We start from the raw sequence: 16,791 nt of genomic DNA, 5'->3' as shown, positions 1-16,791 counted from the left end.
TTTGACAGGTACCGTTGCCGTCGGGCAGAAAACCACTGAATGCTTGATGTGTGAGGTCCATCCCGCTTCCTATAGTTTCAGGCCTTTACTTTTCTGAGATTCATTTCGATTCCACATAGACATCCACCAGTTGGCCGGGATAGACAGCCATGTCCTTCAGAGGTTTGAACCGAAACAAAATCGGCAGCACTCTGACGTCGACTCTCTCGGTCCTCTGATTCGAAAGCTCGATCTTGGGGATGACGTATGGCTGCACTCGTTCGTATTCCAGGGGTACACTGATGTTCGTTCCCCTGAAAAACATTCGGGCATTCATCTGGTCCGGCGGAGGAAGCCTTGCGATGAGAATCTCATCGATGTAGCACCTCACCCCGCAATAGGGCGCGGAAGTCGCCATGACGATGATAGGGTTGAAACCTTGCGTATAGGTTCCATAAGCACCCTGAGGAGATATGAAACTGCCGACAGCGGTGTTGACCGCGAGAATCACTCCATCGACAGGAGCACGCAGAGTGTATTTTTCCAAGAGCGCTTTTGAACTCGCCAGGGCTTTTGACAAGGCTTCATATTGATACTGCTGGTTTCGTATATCATAAATCCAGGCTCCCGCCTTGGTCAGTTCATACTGTTTCTGTGCTACCAGGAGGTTCGCCTGGGCCGCTTTGGCTGCATTCTCTGCATTATCCAGTTGATCCGGGCTCACCGACTTGGGGTTCAATTCATAAGATTTCTTCTGCTTTTCATATTGGGCCAGAGAAGTCTTGTAGCTTGCCGCCGCAAAATCTACCTGTGCTTTCGATACTTCGAGAGTTTCTTTTCTCGGTTGAGCCTTGAGCTGCTGCAGCAGAGCCTGCGCGGCATCAGCCTGGGCCTTCTGCTGCTCGACGAGCGCTCGCTGGATGGAATCGTCCATGACGAGCAACGGATCGCCCCGGCGCACCTTTGCGCCTTCGACTACAGGGATCTGCGCGACTGTTCCCGATACTTCGGGGAATATATTGATGTTTTCTCCATTCGACTGGTAGCTTTCAACGATGCCATTTGTATAAATGCCTTTTACATAGGGGTTGGGTGCGGGATTGAAGACTGGAGGCAACGCTTTCTTCTGAGTGCTGTAGATATAGGCGCTGACAAAGCCTGCCACAATGCCTAGGATCGCCAAAGCAAACAGCAGCTTATTCCTCATCAAATCCTCCGCTCAAAACCTCTACGATTTTTCCATCTTCCATCTTGATCATACGGTCGGCATATTCGAATATCCTGCTGTCGTGGGTGACAATCAGAATGCACCGATGTTCGTTCAAAACGTTTTCTTTCACGAAGCCCAGGATCTTTTTACCTGTGTTGCCGTCCAGCGAAGCGGTGGGTTCGTCCAGAATCAAAATATCCGGACGACTGACGATAGCCCTGGCTATGGCCACACGCTGCTGCTCGCCTCCGCTCAACTTGAGGGGAGGAAGCGAAGCCCTCTCCTTGAGCTCCACCACCTCCAGGAACTCCATGGCGGTATCCATTGCCTTTTTCCAGTCCTGCTTCTTGAGAATCAAGGGAATCGCCACGTTTTCCAGGGTGGTCAGTTTCGGGAAGAGGTGGTAATCCTGGAATACGAAACCGATGGTGTTCAGTCTGAAATCGGCGATTGCGTTGTTACCGAGTTTCCAGATTTCTTGACCATGTATCACGACGGTACCGGAGTTGGGCCTTAAAATTCCCGAGATCATGCTCAACAGAGTCGTCTTGCCGCTGCCTGAAGGGCCGACGATGTAAAGCATTTCCCCAAAATTTGCTTCAAAACTGATGCCTTTGACGGCATAGGTTTTGGCTGCTCCTTCGCCAAACCATTTCACCAGTTCAATCGCTTTCACAGCCCTTTCGGACATATCAACCTCTAAAAATATCAAAGGGTTCCACACTAATAACTTTTCGAACGGCGATATAGCTTGAAACAGCGATGATGATGAGCACCATGGCGAAAGCCAGACCCAAGTTGGAGTAATTGATATCTGCAGTATAATCAGGCACTTTGTGTTTTGCAACACCTATCAACAGAGAGCACAAGCCGACACCCAGGCCATATCCCGTAAATCCCGTGAACATCGCCTGAAAAAGGATCATATAGATAAGTTCGTAGCTCTTGGCGCCGATGGCCTTGAGAGCTCCAAATTTTTCCATATTTTCCAAAACGAATGTATAGAAAGTCTGTCCCGAAATGGATAAGCCCACTAGGAAGCTTATCACGGTCATCATGAGGATGTTGGTGCCAAGTCCAGTTTGGTATTTGTAATAATCGGCAACTCTCTTCTTCAGTTCGATATCGGTCAATCCGAGATATCCGATTGCCGCAACTTCATCCTTTATGTAGGAAATGTCATTGTCGGTCTTGGGCTCTACCAGAATATACGCAATAGTGAAGCGGGTGGAGGGTATGTATTGAATGGCCCGCTTGTAGGTAGTGTAAAGCGTCGGAATTCCGAACAGACCGCTCGCGGCCACCCGGGCGATGCCGACAATGAGCCCCCGGTTGTCATTTATCTCGAAGGTCGTTCCGATGGTGGGGTTCCCCAATTTGGCGAACTCCTGGTCACGGACGGCGATGAACGCGTTTTCTCCATAAATGTCTTCGATTTTCCCTTCGATCAGTTCGGGCCTGCCAACGAGACTCGTGTCGTCCAGCCCGAGGACGGTCGCCGGTTGGTAGATGCCGCTACCGAGTCTGACGAGGGCCGTACCGGAATAGAGGGGCACCGCATATTTTACGCCGTTGATACTCCGAACCGCATCCAGCACATAGTCAGGCATGGGGATGCTGTTGAGAGGGTTCTTGACCGAAGGGTCCATTACCCAGATTCTGGCGCCGATATTGGTCACTGTAGATGATGACTTGGCCAGGATGCCGGCAAATATGGACGTCATCTGGACCATGAGAAACACCGCAAAGCTTATTCCCACGATGAGCGCCGCAAATTTGGCTCGGTCATTTACCAGTAACTTGAATGCAATTTTCAATATTCCAATCATTTATCGGAACTCCATCATCGAAAATCGCTGACTCCAAGGGGCTGTAAAGAAACAAACTCCATATTTCTTCAAAGAAGACTGGATTCCTGCGAAAGTCGGAATCCAGGAAAAAGCGGGGAATAGTCCTTTTTGCAAACCCTAACCCATGTTTACTACCTATAAAATAAAATATTGGCATATTAAGATGTTATGTGTTTCGAGCGAAATTTTTCGTCACTTCATCTTTCACAGGGTGGCTTCAGTCTTCCTAGGTTCTGTTGACATTTCAGATTGGAACGTTCTCGTAGAGACCGAATCCATAAGGCATTGCACCGGAAAGGACCGCTTCGAGGCAGATCAAGCATCTATCTGAGAATATGGAACTTTCAGCAAATATCAACAGAACCTAGATTGAGCACAACCCTTTGGCGCAGTCCTCTGGCAGTGCGCACCGACTCCATCAGGCGATGGTAGACATAGAAATTTTGGGATACAGGATCCTTATCCTTCTTTTTGATTTCTCGTATGAACATGCCCCGGCAGACAGCACGAGATCAATATGGCGTCAATATGATCCATGCGTTTTGGGGCACTACGAGCAGAAATTTAAAAAATGCGATCCAATAAATTCAGCTAGTTAAAAAAACTGTGCGATTTGATGCGATTTTAACCCAAAAATTGATAGATTTCGCCCTCCGTCAGGGGGCAACAAAATGGTAAACATGGGTTAAGTTTGTTTAGAACAAAAGTTTGGACCTGTGCGCCAAGCCTTTCAGCGGTGTTGCAGAAATGGTTGGCAAGGGCTGAACTGTTTCCATTCTCCCGTGGGTTTCCAAGTAAGCAGACGACCTTCATTTGATCCGCCCATGTTTTGAAAACCCTGTTTTATGGTTCTTCAAACTTCAAACCATAACTGTGAATGATGCTTCGGTCAATAATATCCACAGCACAACCAGCAATTCTCATTTTGGATGCATCTCATGATATTGGCATTTCCGACATTCCCCCCGATCCCCCCTTCAAAAGAGGATTTTATCCTAAAAATTCCCCCCTCGAGGGGGGGCAGGGGGGTGTCGCAAAGTCCACAGGTGGTTTCTGGATAGGTTCTTAATTTCAGATGAAGCATGTTTTCTATGTGAGCCTTGCTCCTTCATGTGACCTTCCAGGTGGCTGACGGCAATGAGCGGCTTTTTCAAAGCATGCGCCATGGCCTTGCCTACACTCAAGCCCACCAACAGTGCTCCCACCAGTCCCGCTCTTTGGGTCACGGCCAACGCATCCACCTCTCAAAGCACGACACCTCCACGGCTCAGCGTCTTACCAACCACGGGCAGGATCACCTCTACATGTTTCCTGGCTCAGCATCTCTTCCATATCAGGCCCCTGCCCGCCCGATATCCGCTCATTGACCGTGGCCGATGGTATCCCTAATGGGTCGGAGAAGCGAGAGAAACGCGTCCGATCTGTCTCCAGATGAACCTCATGCGATGATCATCGAGATCGCAGCTTGTAATCAAAATCAGATGAGAGCGCGATTTCGGCTGCTCATATGCTTGTCAATAACCTGGAAGATAGTTATGTGAATGACATAATGGTTCGCGGTATTTAGAGCCTATCCAAAAACCTACCTCGGCAGCGGACACCCCCTTTAATTCCCCCCTCAAGGGGGGACCAAGGGGGGTGTCGCAAAGTCCACAGGTGGTTTCTGGATAGGTTCTTAAGGCCCTTCTTAGGCGCTATGAACTCACAGCCTCCCTGGTAAGTGGGGGCTGCAGAACCATTGGAGTCGGGCTGGCAGCCATCAAGATCGACGCCGGGTTGCGGGAGGAGCCCATGGAAGCCGAGTTGCTCTTGAAAAACGTGGGACTGAGGGGAGTAGCGGTTGCCGACAGCAAGATCGATTACATCGACGGTGAGCAGGGCATCCTGATCTACCGAGGTTATGCCATAGAAGACCTTGCTGCACAGTCCAGTTTCGAGGAAACCTTATATCTACTGCTCAATGGAGACCTGCCTGGCGCAGACAATCTTCTTTCGTTTTCCCAGCGGTTGAAAGAATCCAGAGACGTGCCATCTCTCGCATGGCGGCCGTCGTTGCCGTGCGATGCCGCATATCCTGCGACTTGGAACTGCTTCCGCCCGATAGAGGCCTATCGCATGCCGGTAATTTCCTCTGGCAGCTCAGCGCCAACCAGCCGACACCAGAGATGGCTCGGGCTCTTGAATTCTCCATTGATCAAATCAAACGTAGATTTTTACAGCGGTCTGCTCTATTCCCTCATGGGGATTCCAGCAGACGCCATGATGGCGATGTTTGCCATTTCCATTGCCATGGGATGGGTACCTACATCATCGATGAAAAAATTTGCCGAAGCCGAGCCGAAGCCCATTCTTTACCGGCCTGAGGCAGAATAATGGGGTGCTACCGTGGTCCCATCGGTTGTCAATACCGGCCTCTGGAGAAGAGATGATCCGGGCTGACCACTATATCACTCAGCACCTTACTTTTATTGTAATTGCTCTCAACTCATCGACTGTGGCAGCCCCCGTGTTCGGATCACCTTTAATGCCGAACCGAGAGGCACCCGGCATGGGAAAGGTAGATTTCTATGGCGCATACCATAGGTTGGCGGTACTTTCCGCATATGCGCGCAGAACTGTTGATTGCTGCTTCGCGGTGCATTCTTGCCTCTTTTTCACTCTTGGCTATCTGGCTCGATCCTTCAGAGCCAGCCCGCTACGCCGCGTTGGCTTATTCCATGATGGTAGGCTACGTTGTCTATTCACTGGCCGTGATAGTAACAGTCTGGCATATCCCTTCTCCAATCAAACACTTCGGACTGATCACACATGGATTGGACCTGATGATCTTCACGGTCTTCATGTTTTTCACTGAAGGCGCTACGAGTCCTTTCTTCGTGTACTTCGTTTTTTCGGTCGTGTGCGCGGCAATACGCTGGCAATGGCGCGGATCAGCATACACCACGATGATCGCCCTGGCAGCGTTTCTCGGATTGGGTTTTTATTCCGAACACATTATTCATGATCCCTCTTTCGAACTCAACAAGTTCATTATCCGCAGCGTCTATCTTATTGTGATCGCAATGCTCCTCAGTTACGCGGGAGATTATCTGCAAAAAATGTTAGACGATATCAGTTTATTAGCAGAATGGTCCCATGATCTCCCACACGATGCCCCTCTCCTCGTGAGCTTGCTGCTTGACCGCGCGTCTGCTGTCCTGCGAGCTCCACGCGCCCTTATGGTATGGGAAGAATCCGAAGAGCCCTGGCTCAATGTTGCCTACTGGTCTCGAAATGAATTTAAGCTGACTCGTGAACGTCCGGATATTTTTGGCGAAATTGTCTCCAAAAATTTGGCTGACAAAGATTTTCTCTGTCTCGATGGAAACTTGTCGAAATCAGTTGTGCTCTATGAGTCAGGAGATTGTTTCGGCTGTGATGAAGAGGGGGAGGTTCTCGATGCCGCGTTGCAGGCGCAATATGTCATTGGGGCGGCTCTCTCCTTCAAGCTGCAAGAGAAGCACTTTCAAGGTAGGTTGTTTGTCCTGGATAAACGGAAAATGACTTGCGATGATTTGGTACTGGGCAAGATAGTGGCCTATCGCATCACAATGATCCTCAACCAGCATTATCTTTTTGAACAGCTCCACCGGATGGCTATTGCGGAAGAGCGCATCCGCCTCGCTCGGGATCTGCATGACGGTCTGCTTCAGTCCCTTGCCAGCATTGGAATCAAAGCCCATACAGCGGACCGTCTCATGGATCGAGACCCTGTAATGGCTCACGAGGAATTGATCCAGATTCAGAAGTTACTCTCCTACGAGCAACGTGATTTGCGTTGCTTGATCCAGGAGCTGAAACCCGAGCAGGCGATACTGCGAAACCCGGATGCTTCCTTGTATGTTCGATTGAGCGAGCTCATAGACCTGATCAAGAATCACTGGAGAATTCAGGTTCAATTCAAGATGCGGTCTGCCGAAGACCGGTTTATCTCCACCACGATCAAACAGGATATCTACTTCATCCTTCGAGAGGCATTGGTCAATGCCGCAAAGCATGCCGATGCCTCAACCGTATCTGTGGAAATGGGGGTAGAGAACCATCACGTGACCATGGTTGTCGCGGACAATGGACATGGTTTTCCGTATTTCGGCCATTATGATCATGAGACGTTGTGCTCCCTGCACCTTGGTCCGGTGACAATTCGTGAGAGAGTCGCGGGGCTGGGCGGAACGTTGACACTTGATTCCAGGGAATCAGGAGCGTGCCTGACGATCGTACTTCCTCTGAAAGAGTAAGGGCAAAAAAACTGTCATTCGACTGCTACTGACTGAAGGGCACCCACTCATTCTCAGCGGTCTTGAGAGCTTCTTCCGCAGGGAAGAAGGTTTCGAAATCGCGGCATCTTGTACAACCGGGAAGAAGCTTTGAAGCCCGTTCAAGAGCATATTTAAAGCTTCGCACTCGAAAACAGCCTGCCGCACCAGCAAAACCCCACCACGCCCGGCTCTTAGGAGGTTTGCTCCTAAACCCGTTTTTGCTGCATAGCGCTATTAGTTCCATGAATTACGACTAAAGTCGTAGAATTCTACTCCCTTGAGTGATAGAAAAAGTGCCTCTTCGTTGTATTCACTCCTTGAATCCACCACCTTAGAATTAGTCTAACCAGGGAAATGTAGTGATTTCAAACAAAAGACCTTTTTGCGTGCGTGGAGCTCCCATTAACCTCGGAGTTCCGATGCCGCTTTGTAAGGGTTCTTCGTATAGAAGGCCGGTAGGTGTTCACGGCAGAGTTCAAAGGGCGCAGAGAACAAAGAGACCTCGTAATAGGCAGCCATTTTTGAATTTCTGCGCAATCTGTAAAGAGGCAAGAGAGCATGAACGTTTACTTTAGGCCGATCTGTCAGGAAGGAGGACAGCAATGAACACACAAAGTTTATTCAAAATCCGCTCTTGGAAGCCCCTTTTTGTCTCCGTAATGTTGGCCGTTGGATGGCTCCTCATGGCGGGCGGGGTTCTTCATGCTGCGCCGCCCCTGCCGGGAGCGATTTTTACGACCGACAGCACGTGCAGTGGGGTTGATCTCAACATTTATGCTGACAAAGAGGATGTTTACCTGAATGGCGGACCTTCGTATCCCGGGGCTGCCGGGCTTCCCGACGACTTTTATTACGTCAAGGTGACAGCTCCTGACGGCACCCTCCTTGGGACTAGCGTAGGCAGTGGTAACGACACTCCGGTACATGTGACCGACGGTGAATTCGATGCGTGTTACCAGTTGTGGGCAATTCTCATCAAAGCATCGAACGGTACCGGCGGCTATGACGATACACCGAACCCGGGGGGCGAGTACAAGGTCTGGGTCAGCACTGTGGCCACTTTTGACAACGATTCGACAAAGACGGACAATTTCAAGGTCAAGAGCGGTGGTGGAGGCGTGCAGGAAGAGGCCACTTTGAATGTCCTGAAATTCTATGACGCGAACGCTGATGGATCCAAAGACGACGATGAGGTCTATTTGGACGGCTGGAAAGTCCGCATCACAGATGGAATCGACATCGATCGCTATACCCCGGTGCATGTTGTGGTTGAGCCGGATGATTACACCGTGAGCGAGTATATGCCTGTTGAGTCGGGATGGATGTCTACGACGGCGACATCGTTTGCGGTCTCTTTGAGCGATGGGGACGACAAGACGGTCGAATTCGGCAACCTTTGCCTTGGCGCCGGGGGAGGACGCACACTGGGATTCTGGTCCAACAGGAATGGTCAGGCTCTCTTCGGAGCTGACGATCTGGCCCTTATGGTCGGCTTAAACCTTCGCAATGCGGACGGCACCGATTTCGACCCGGCAAGTTATGCGGCCTTCCGTTCGTGGCTCCTGAGTGCGACCGCAACAAACATGGCGTATATGCTTTCGGCTCAACTGGCCGCCATGGAACTCAACGTTCTTAATGGATTTGTCAGCGCCAGTGCTTTGATTTACGCTCCCGGCACGAACAGCGCCAACGCCCTTGGCTTCGCAAAGGTCGGGAAAGTAATGAATGAAGCAAATGAGGAACTGGGACTCCACGGTCTTACACTCTCCGGTTCTCCGTACCGGGATTATCAGGAGGCTTTGAAAAGGGCCCTCGACAAAGCGAACAACAATTTGAACTTCGTGCAGTCGGAACCTTGTCCGTTCACTTTTTCTGAATAACAAGAAGGGCAATAGACGGCAACATTTCGCAGGATAGTTTCACATTAACACCGCAACGCAAGGGGCTTCCAGGTGCTTGGAAGCCCCTTTCTTTTGTATTGGACCTCAGAGTCGGCCTTCCGATAAAAGAAAAAGAACCCGATTGCCCCCTCTCAAAAAAATGCACTTTGTTTGGACTCTCCTCTCATCTTTTATTCTTCCTTTCCGTCCTTTTTTCCGATAACCAGGGAAAGTTTCCGAAAGGGCAAACCCCGGGCAACCGGGGGACGCAAAACCACAGGGCCCGGGCATGAACTCCGGGACGGCCGGGTTGCCGAAGAAACAGGTATCGCCTCATGCTCGGATTGCCTGTTTCTGAAATCACAAACACGCAACGGAGGTGCAGTCATGAGCAAGGAGCGGTGTGCGAGCGGAATAACTCTTCAAACGATCTTACTGGTTGGCTTACTTTGCCTGTTCTGGAAAGGCGCGGCGTTTGCCGGCGTTGGTCATCTCACTGGAGCAAGCGAAAGTTTCGTAGCGGATGAACTGCTCATTCAACCGCGCGCAGGGGTTGCCAAGGGAAGACTGGACCAACTCTTCGCCGATTGCGATGCGTCCCCCCTGGAGGAGATCAAGCAACTGGGGGTTTTGAGAATAAAGGTCCCTTCGCAGGCCGTCGAAAAGGTCAGGACGGCCCTCGCCAACAATCCCCTCATCCAGTTCGCCGAATACAACTTTCTGGCTCAGCTATCCCTAGTGCCGAACGACCAATACTACGCTTCACAGTGGCACCTGGCGAAGATTTCCGCCCCCAAGGCGTGGGACCTCACCTTTGGTTCGGAAGCTGTACCCATTGCGGTGGTCGACTCGGGCGTGGACCCGACTCACCCTGACCTTTCCGGTAAGCTCCTTCCCGGCTACAATTTCTTGGGGAAGAATACGGATACCCACGACGTCCAGGGACACGGGACGGCCGTTGCAGGTTCGGCTGCGGCCATGTCAAACAACCTGGCAGGTGTGGCCGGAGTCGCCTGGCAAAATCCGATCATGCCGCTCTTGGTGGCCGATTCTACCGGCTCGGCGACTTACAGCAACATCGCTCAGGCTGTCACCTATGCCGCAGACAAGGGCATAAAGGTGATCAATATAAGCATAGGTGGGACCAGCAGTTCCTCCACCCTGCAAAGCGCGGTGAACTATGCATGGAACAAGGGAGCTGTGGTTGTGGCGGCCGCGTGCAACTACTCGAGCAGTACCCCCTGTTATCCGGCGGCGTGTTCGAACGTCGTCGCAGTCTCGGCAACGGATTCCTCCGATGCCTTTGCAAGTTTTTCCAACTATGGCAACTGGGTGGACGTGTCGGCGCCGGGATGGGGGATATACACCACCTTAAACGGGGGAGGCTATGGTGGAAAAAGCGGCACTTCTTTTTCCTCGCCCATTACAGCGGGGGTAATCGCTCTTATTTTCTCCCAGAACCCCTCATTGACGAACGCGGATGTGGTAAAAATACTTGAAGAGAACACCGACGACCTCGGTGCGGCCGGTTTCGACGCGTACTTCGGCTATGGTAGAGTCAATGCGTACCGGAGCGTTCTTGCGGCGGGAGGTTCGATTCCACAGCAGGATCTGGCATCTCCGACAGTCTCCGTCGCCTCACCATCGAACGGGTCCACGGTGAAAGGTGCCGTTCCAGTCAACGTGAACGCATCGGACAATGTCGGGGTATCGAAAGTGGACCTTTACATCGATGGGATCCTGTTTGCGACCGATACGAGCAACCCGTACAGCTTCAGCTGGGACTCGACCACGCATCCGGGCGGCATAGCCGTCATCAAAGCCCTGGCCTATGATCCTTCAGGAAATGTGGGATCATCGAACGAGGTATCGGTTTATGTAGACAATGCGCTGGATACGACGCCGCCGTCCGTAGTCATTTCTTCACCCTCCAACGGCGCAACCCTTGCCATGAAGGTGACCATTACGGCCACCGCCTCGGACGATGCCTCGGTTGAGCAGCTCAGCGTATATATAGATGGAAGTCTCATGAAGTCTGTATCGAACCAAAATTCTGTGACATGGAATTGGAACACCAACAAAACGGCGGCCGGGGCGCATGAGATCAGGACTGTGGCCAAAGATCCGTCAGGGAATACCGGCGAGGCAAGAATAACCGTTTACAAATAGAGAGGCCCTGTGTTCGGGAAATTTTAGTCCGACACTGTCATATTTCCCTTTCCCTTTGTACCGCCCCACATGGATGGGTGTCCGAATGGCTTTTCGTCATACCGGCGGAAGCCCGAATCCAGGCGGTTCGCCTGGATTCGGGCTGGAAACATACGGAATGAGGATATACTCACTGGTGAAAGCGCGCTTTCAATTTTGCACTGATCCACCGTATCAAACGCAATTACCTCTGTATTCTTAACTTAAAATATTAAAATTATTTCAAACACTTATCCTTGGCATAGAGGGCTAACTGAGTGCGGCTCTCGATATTCAGCTTTTTAAAAATATTGTATAAATGTCTCTTGACAGTACTTTCGGAAATAAACAGTCTCTCCGCAATCTCGGTATTCCGGGCTCCCTGTGCGATCATTTTAACCACTTCAATCTCCCGGTCGGTGAGGAGATCTTGCACCTCCTTCGCGCGTTCTTTACAGTGCAGCAATTTGTCCATTGCCTTACTGAATGAATGCCTCTCGATCCACACCTCCCCTGCGTATACTTTGCGCAGACACTGGACCAGGAGTTTAGGAGCCATTTCTTTCAATACAATGGCCTTGAGCCCCAAGCGGAAACTTTCGAGAACTTCCTCTTCACTGATCTCCGCCGTCAAGAACACCACCTTCACCGGGATGCAAAGATCATGGATCTCCTTGAGAACAGTCATCCCGTCCTTTCCGGGCATGCGGATATCGAGGACAAGAATATCGGGAATATGTTTCTGAACGGCTTCACAAGCTTCTTCGCCGTTCGTGCACGAGGCCAAAACTTCAAAGTCCCCTTCCATTCTGAGAATGTCCTCGAGGCCCCTGAGAATGTAGGGGTGATCATCAGCCAAAACTACGCGAATAGAAACCACCTTTTAATGTCCACCCTTGATTTGTATCTTTCCAGCGGAAGTATGATCTTGAAGTTCTCATGCCCGTTGGTGTGCAGTTCGTTTTGACATGTCCGCTTCGAGCAGAGTAACTTCTCACCCATGATAGCTTCGGCGACGGCTCCGCAAGAGGTATCGCAAATTTCACGAGTAAGCTCATATTCCCTCAGATGCCGCGTCCGTTCCCCGATGTGAAATAAGTGAAGTGATAAGAACGAGTTGTGCGAGTGAAGCGACGAAAAATCCATTTTCGAGGATTCTTTGTGTAACAGGCATGGTGGGTTGAGTCAAGGGTATTTCTATCCCGATTCTTTGCAAGCGGGAGCGAAAACCGTCTTTTCCATGGCAACCGCTCACGAGAGCGCCGACTTCACAGAGTTTGCGGATGAGTCCGGCGGGCGCCACACCTCAATAGGGCGTCGAGGACCTCTTCATGCTCCTGGGGCATATCTTTGCCACAGCGCAGCATGAACTCTGGATTGAGGGCGGAAAAGATCTCACTTATCCTTGTCACTGTTGAGTCTTTTCATGATTCCAGATGCTGCCTTTCCCTGCACTTCCATTGTGTGTTCCCCCCATTGGACTACTGTAGCCATGCAGATCCGTTCAGTCCTTCAACCCAACAGGCGAGTCAGCACCAACAGGGTGGACAAGAGATGAAGGATCCACCAGCAGCAAGGGCAAGAGTAGTACCAGAGAAAACAAGCGAGCAGTCATGGATTTAACTATCTTTTATTGCAGGGCATCTGCTTGGATGGCTAAAGTAGAAGCGGAAGAGATGCGGAATTTCTCGCGATATTGTGGGAATTTTTCCCGATATCTCGGCAGTTCAAGACTTAAAGCCTATCCGAAAACCCCCTGTGGACTTTGCGACACCCCCCTTGGTCCCCCTCGAGGGGATTGGCGTCAGGTTAAGAAATTAGAGAGTTTTTCATGGTAGTTTTTCCTTTCATGACGTGATTCATAGGCACAATGCCTGAGTAGCTGTTCAAGGAAAAGATTTGGCATCTGAGATGAGTGGAATAAAAGGATAAAAGCCCAGATATGTTCTTGGATAAACTGAGCAAATTTCAAAAGACTGAGATGTTTGCCCTCAGTGGCATAAGCATATGCGCCGAATTCTGCAAAGAAAGACTGAAAGAGAGTGATGAAGATAATCCTTGAGTAGACAAGAAGCTCGATATAGCTCTTGCTCCCCTTCTGGGGGAAAGAGTTGAAGTAGAAGTGACTCTTCCATGCTTTAAAGAGAATCTCTATTCTCCAACGGATGCCATAGATTCTGCATGCAGTCAGGCTATCCCAGATATCCTCCCCAACATTGCTGAGGAATATATCCCATCCAAGGAGTTCGAGTTGCTCTTTCGTAGGATTGGACCTTCTGTCCTTCTTGAGGAGCTTTCTTCGCCCTATCTGGGCAATGTTTGCAGGCACAGGGGAGGCTACGAGTCTAACCGGCAGTCTCTCCGTAGGTTACATTGGAGCTTCCAGAAGGCCAAAAAGTGTGGTGCGAAACCCCGGAGCGGCTGGAGTTGTCGGAATCCGGCGATGAAGAACGGGCGTTGCCGCCTCCACGGAGGGAAAAGCACAGGGGCGCCGAAGGGTAACAAAAATGCTTTCAAGCATGGTCGGTATTCCCGCGAGGCTATAGAGGCAAGGAAATTGGTTCGCGAACTTATCAAGCTGAGCCGGCAAATGATTTTTGGCATAACGTCGATGTGATGCCTCGATACGCAAATGAAAAAGGATTAGGTGGAAGTCGTAGGTCAAAGCGTTCAGTGTTTGCCCATGTCTCTACTCATGAAGACTTGTAAGATTCGGCATTTCTGCTTGATCCTCGTTAGCATCGGCATTATAGAAGGGGCTGAAACAAATCATATTAACCGACTCTTCTTCCCAAAGCTGGTTACCAAGACATTCTTCTTCGCTCTTGTTGCAGCAACATAAAGCAGAGCCCTTTCCCTCAGTTCGTTCTCCTCGACGGCCAAGGGATTGTCCTGACCCTCCAGGACCATTTGCAGAGGCACGATCCCTTCGTTGACTCCCGCGATAATGAGGTGATCGAATTCGAGCCCCTTGACTCGGTGCATGGTAGCAAGCCGAAGTCCCGGTGTACTGCGGTTCTCGGCCGCACTTCTCTTGATGAGGTAGGTAGTAAACCCTGCAGATTGTAAAGCTGCCTCATATTGCACCAGGAGACCGTGTGTTCGGCAGACCAGGCAAACTGAATTGATCGGAACGCCCTCCGATTCCAGCTGCTTCAAATGCTTCACAATGAAATCGGTCTCCTCCGCCATGGATGGCAGGTTCACCACCTGAGGAGGATTCCCGTGAAGGAGTGCTTTGTATCCCTTTTGGTCGTCCACGCCGGCATCCAGATCATCGATTTTCCGACCCTCAAGAAGCTTGACGGCCCACTTTCTTGTCTCATCCGTGGTGCGGTAGTTGATCCTCAATTTGTGGCTGCGGCCCTTGATGTTGATCCCACACTGACCCAATACCACCTTGTGCCTGTAAATCCTTTGATGGCCATCACCCACGATGAAGATATCGTTCATGCTCCCATCGGCAGGAATCATCTGTCGGATCAGCTTGAAGGCTTCGGCACCCATATCCTGGCCTTCATCGACAATGACGGCTTTGTAAGGGAGGACTGAGCCCTTGCTCTGCAGGATCACCCGAGCATCCCGAATAGCGTCGATGGCTTCTTTATATCCTTTTTCATTGAGCTGCGCCCGGTACTCTTCGAAGACGGGCCATATGGCTTTTCGCTCGACACGATTGAGCTTCCTCCCCCGGCCGAGCCTGGATGCTTTCATGTAATCGTCGCCAGACGAGATCCCCTGAGTCTGGATGATCTGCTCCCACTCGTCCCGGTAGAAAGCCTCCGGCAAATCAAGGCCTTTAGGCGCAACGTTCAGAGCATTCGTCCAGCAATCCCTGGTGTCGTCCTCGTAGACGATGGTATGCTCATATCCGTTTTTCTTGAGAAACTGAGAGACCCATGCATCGAGGTTCACCACTTCGATTCGCTTGAGAACATCAACGGGGCAGATCTTCCTCAGATTTTCACGGATATCGGCGGCGAGATTTCTGGTGAAAGTCGTGAAAAGAATCCGATCACCTTCGGCCTTGAAGACATTCTGAGCCAGGTGCCTGGCCCTGTGCATGGCGCAAACGGTCTTGCCGGTCCCGGCGCCACCCAGCACACGAACCGGGCCATTGGCGTGCTTTTCGACAATCTTTCTTTGAGACGGATGGAGGAAAACTCGCCATTGTTCCAGAGGAGCATTTAGGATTTCGGCCAATTCCAGTGCATCTTCAACGACATGAAAACGCCTCATCGTGTCAGGATTCTCAAGGGCTTTGATGAAGTCACCTGTATCGACTTCTTTTTCTACTTCCTGCTTTTCCACTTCCCTCAGAACATCCTCAATGGAATAACCGGCGGCATAGAGAAAAAGCGCTTCGTAGGCTTCTTGAGGTAACACTGCCTCATGCCGGTCCAGGTCATCCTCGTTCTTGATGCCGCGAACGAGTGGCAGAAATGCCTCGGGAACGCCAAGCTGGAGAAGGTGCTTATCCTTGAGATCATGAAAAAGGCCTTTCTGCTGATCTTCAGTATCTGCGGTAGAGGGGGGGGCTGCCTGCTGAACATCTACAACCTGAAGGCCCCCGGTTTCGGGATGAATACTGAAGACTTTGTTTTCGGCCCATTGGTAGGCTTTGTCGTGATGATCCACCCACAGGAGCAGGAATACGTTACCGACTTCAGGCTTCAGTACAATTCCACGGTAGGTATTGTCTATTCGGACACTCCGGAGATTTGGGTCTTTGCACTGCTGGATCTTTTCATAATTGATAACAGCTGCAGCTGGGTTCATCCGGAACTTCTCCAAGAATTCCCGCACCTTCGACTGCTGCTTATGGGGGATCATGGAGAAGGCCTTCAAAAAGTCCGATGAAATGGCGACTTTTATCTCGTTTGCCAACGGCTGCATATCCTCTCCTCTGCGTACACTGGGCAAAATATCCGCATTTGCTCAGCGACATTTTACGTCTCTCTACTTTTTCTTTTTCTCGGATGCCATCTTCTGGATGTGGCCCTTTATCATCTCACCCGTTATGCGTTCATATGACGGAGTGGGTTCCCAAAGCGAGAGTTGCTCGATCACATAACGAATGCCTTCCTCCGTGAGATGGTACTCATTATGATTGGGCCAGCCCATCCCTGAGCAAACAGGCAGGCATCCGGCGGGGATGAACTCCTTTCTGACAAAGCCGAGTTCGTGAAGCTTGTTGAGGAAATTCCGGATTGCAGAAGCAGATAGCTCAACATCGGCTACCATGTCCTCTGACGGTCTGCCGGTTGAGATATCATGTTTTCCGGCCAATATACTTGCTATGATCTGAAATCTCTTCTTGATCGTTTCAGTTTTGACAGATTCCAAAATCTTCTGTGCCATCAAGGATTCTCCTATAAATCAATAAG

General features: G+C 50.7%; 15 protein-coding genes and 1 riboswitch. Of the genes, 6 read left to right on the top strand and 9 right to left on the bottom strand.

The genetic code is table 11. The annotated features are described in order from the left end of the window. Window positions 1–100: 100 nt before the first annotated feature. The 6 genes from QMG16_RS13095 to QMG16_RS13080 form a co-directional block, all read right to left on the bottom strand. Window positions 101–1,186: an HlyD family secretion protein gene (locus tag QMG16_RS13095; protein WP_281794836.1), complete on the bottom strand. Its 1,086-nt coding sequence runs from the start codon at window positions 1,184–1,186 to the stop codon at window positions 101–103. Further along, entirely contained in the window at window positions 1,176–1,880 is a 705-nt protein-coding gene (locus QMG16_RS13090) for an ABC transporter ATP-binding protein (protein ID WP_281794834.1), read from the bottom strand. The genes QMG16_RS13095 and QMG16_RS13090 overlap by 11 nt, the downstream gene beginning before the upstream one ends. Window position 1,881: 1 nt before the next feature. Further along, window positions 1,882–3,018: an ABC transporter permease gene (locus tag QMG16_RS13085; RefSeq protein WP_281794832.1), complete on the bottom strand. Its 1,137-nt coding sequence runs from the start codon at window positions 3,016–3,018 to the stop codon at window positions 1,882–1,884. Between the two features lie 365 nt (window positions 3,019–3,383). Then, window positions 3,384–3,530 carry an IS1634 family transposase N-terminal domain-related protein gene (locus tag QMG16_RS19755; protein WP_507769936.1) on the bottom strand — a complete coding sequence of 49 codons (147 nt, stop codon included), beginning with the start codon at window positions 3,528–3,530 and terminating at the stop codon, window positions 3,384–3,386. Window positions 3,531–3,663: 133 nt separating this feature from the next. Further along, entirely contained in the window at window positions 3,664–3,852 is a 189-nt protein-coding gene (locus QMG16_RS19640; protein ID WP_373878680.1) for an NAD(P)H-dependent oxidoreductase, read from the bottom strand. Between the two features lie 182 nt (window positions 3,853–4,034). Further along, window positions 4,035–4,229, bottom strand: coding sequence for a hypothetical protein (locus QMG16_RS13080; protein WP_281797086.1), 195 nt, complete (start codon window positions 4,227–4,229; stop codon window positions 4,035–4,037). Between QMG16_RS13080 and QMG16_RS13075 the strand changes: the two genes are divergently transcribed. From QMG16_RS13075 to QMG16_RS13055, 5 genes are all read left to right on the top strand, one after another. Beyond that, entirely contained in the window at window positions 4,177–4,428 is a 252-nt protein-coding gene (locus tag QMG16_RS13075) for a hypothetical protein (RefSeq protein ID WP_281797135.1), read from the top strand. The two genes, QMG16_RS13080 and QMG16_RS13075, sit on opposite strands and share 53 nt — an antisense overlap. Before the next feature lie 402 nt (window positions 4,429–4,830). Further along, the gene (locus QMG16_RS13070; protein ID WP_281794831.1) at window positions 4,831–5,412 is read left to right on the top strand and encodes a citrate/2-methylcitrate synthase; all 582 of its coding nucleotides are present in this window, start codon (window positions 4,831–4,833) and stop codon (window positions 5,410–5,412) included. A 194-nt stretch (window positions 5,413–5,606) separates the two neighbouring features. Further along, window positions 5,607–7,316 (top strand): sensor histidine kinase, encoded by a 1,710-nt coding sequence (locus QMG16_RS13065; RefSeq protein ID WP_281794830.1) that lies wholly within the window; start codon window positions 5,607–5,609, stop codon window positions 7,314–7,316. A gap of 623 nt (window positions 7,317–7,939) precedes the next feature. Next, on the top strand, window positions 7,940–9,217 hold the full coding sequence (locus tag QMG16_RS13060; RefSeq protein WP_281794828.1) for a hypothetical protein: 1,278 nt from the start codon (window positions 7,940–7,942) through the stop codon (window positions 9,215–9,217). 233 nt (window positions 9,218–9,450) lie between these two features. Then, a riboswitch (cyclic di-GMP riboswitch) is annotated at window positions 9,451–9,535 on the top strand. A gap of 69 nt (window positions 9,536–9,604) precedes the next feature. Further along, on the top strand, window positions 9,605–11,386 hold the full coding sequence (locus QMG16_RS13055) for a S8 family serine peptidase (protein WP_281794827.1): 1,782 nt from the start codon (window positions 9,605–9,607) through the stop codon (window positions 11,384–11,386). A gap of 256 nt (window positions 11,387–11,642) precedes the next feature. On the opposite strand, the gene QMG16_RS13050 is transcribed toward QMG16_RS13055, so the two are convergent. Next, the gene (locus QMG16_RS13050; RefSeq protein WP_281794825.1) at window positions 11,643–12,284 is read right to left on the bottom strand and encodes a response regulator transcription factor; all 642 of its coding nucleotides are present in this window, start codon (window positions 12,282–12,284) and stop codon (window positions 11,643–11,645) included. A 1,242-nt stretch (window positions 12,285–13,526) separates the two neighbouring features. Here QMG16_RS13050 and QMG16_RS19635 point away from each other — a divergent pair. Beyond that, window positions 13,527–14,021 (top strand): HGGxSTG domain-containing protein, encoded by a 495-nt coding sequence (locus QMG16_RS19635; RefSeq protein ID WP_373878679.1) that lies wholly within the window; start codon window positions 13,527–13,529, stop codon window positions 14,019–14,021. Window positions 14,022–14,173: 152 nt separating this feature from the next. Here QMG16_RS19635 and QMG16_RS13045 read toward each other — a convergent pair whose 3' ends face one another. Then, window positions 14,174–16,300, bottom strand: coding sequence for a UvrD-helicase domain-containing protein (locus QMG16_RS13045; protein WP_281794823.1), 2,127 nt, complete (start codon window positions 16,298–16,300; stop codon window positions 14,174–14,176). A 63-nt stretch (window positions 16,301–16,363) separates the two neighbouring features. Then, a complete protein-coding gene (locus QMG16_RS13040; RefSeq protein ID WP_281794821.1) occupies window positions 16,364–16,765 on the bottom strand; it encodes a hypothetical protein in 402 nt (133 codons plus the stop codon). Between the last annotated feature and the right edge of the window lie 26 nt (window positions 16,766–16,791).

This window comes from Desulforhabdus amnigena (assembly GCF_027925305.1).
Lineage (GTDB): Bacteria > Desulfobacterota > Syntrophobacteria > Syntrophobacterales > Syntrophobacteraceae > Desulforhabdus > Desulforhabdus amnigena.
This window is presented reverse-complemented; position numbering and strand designations above follow the sequence as displayed.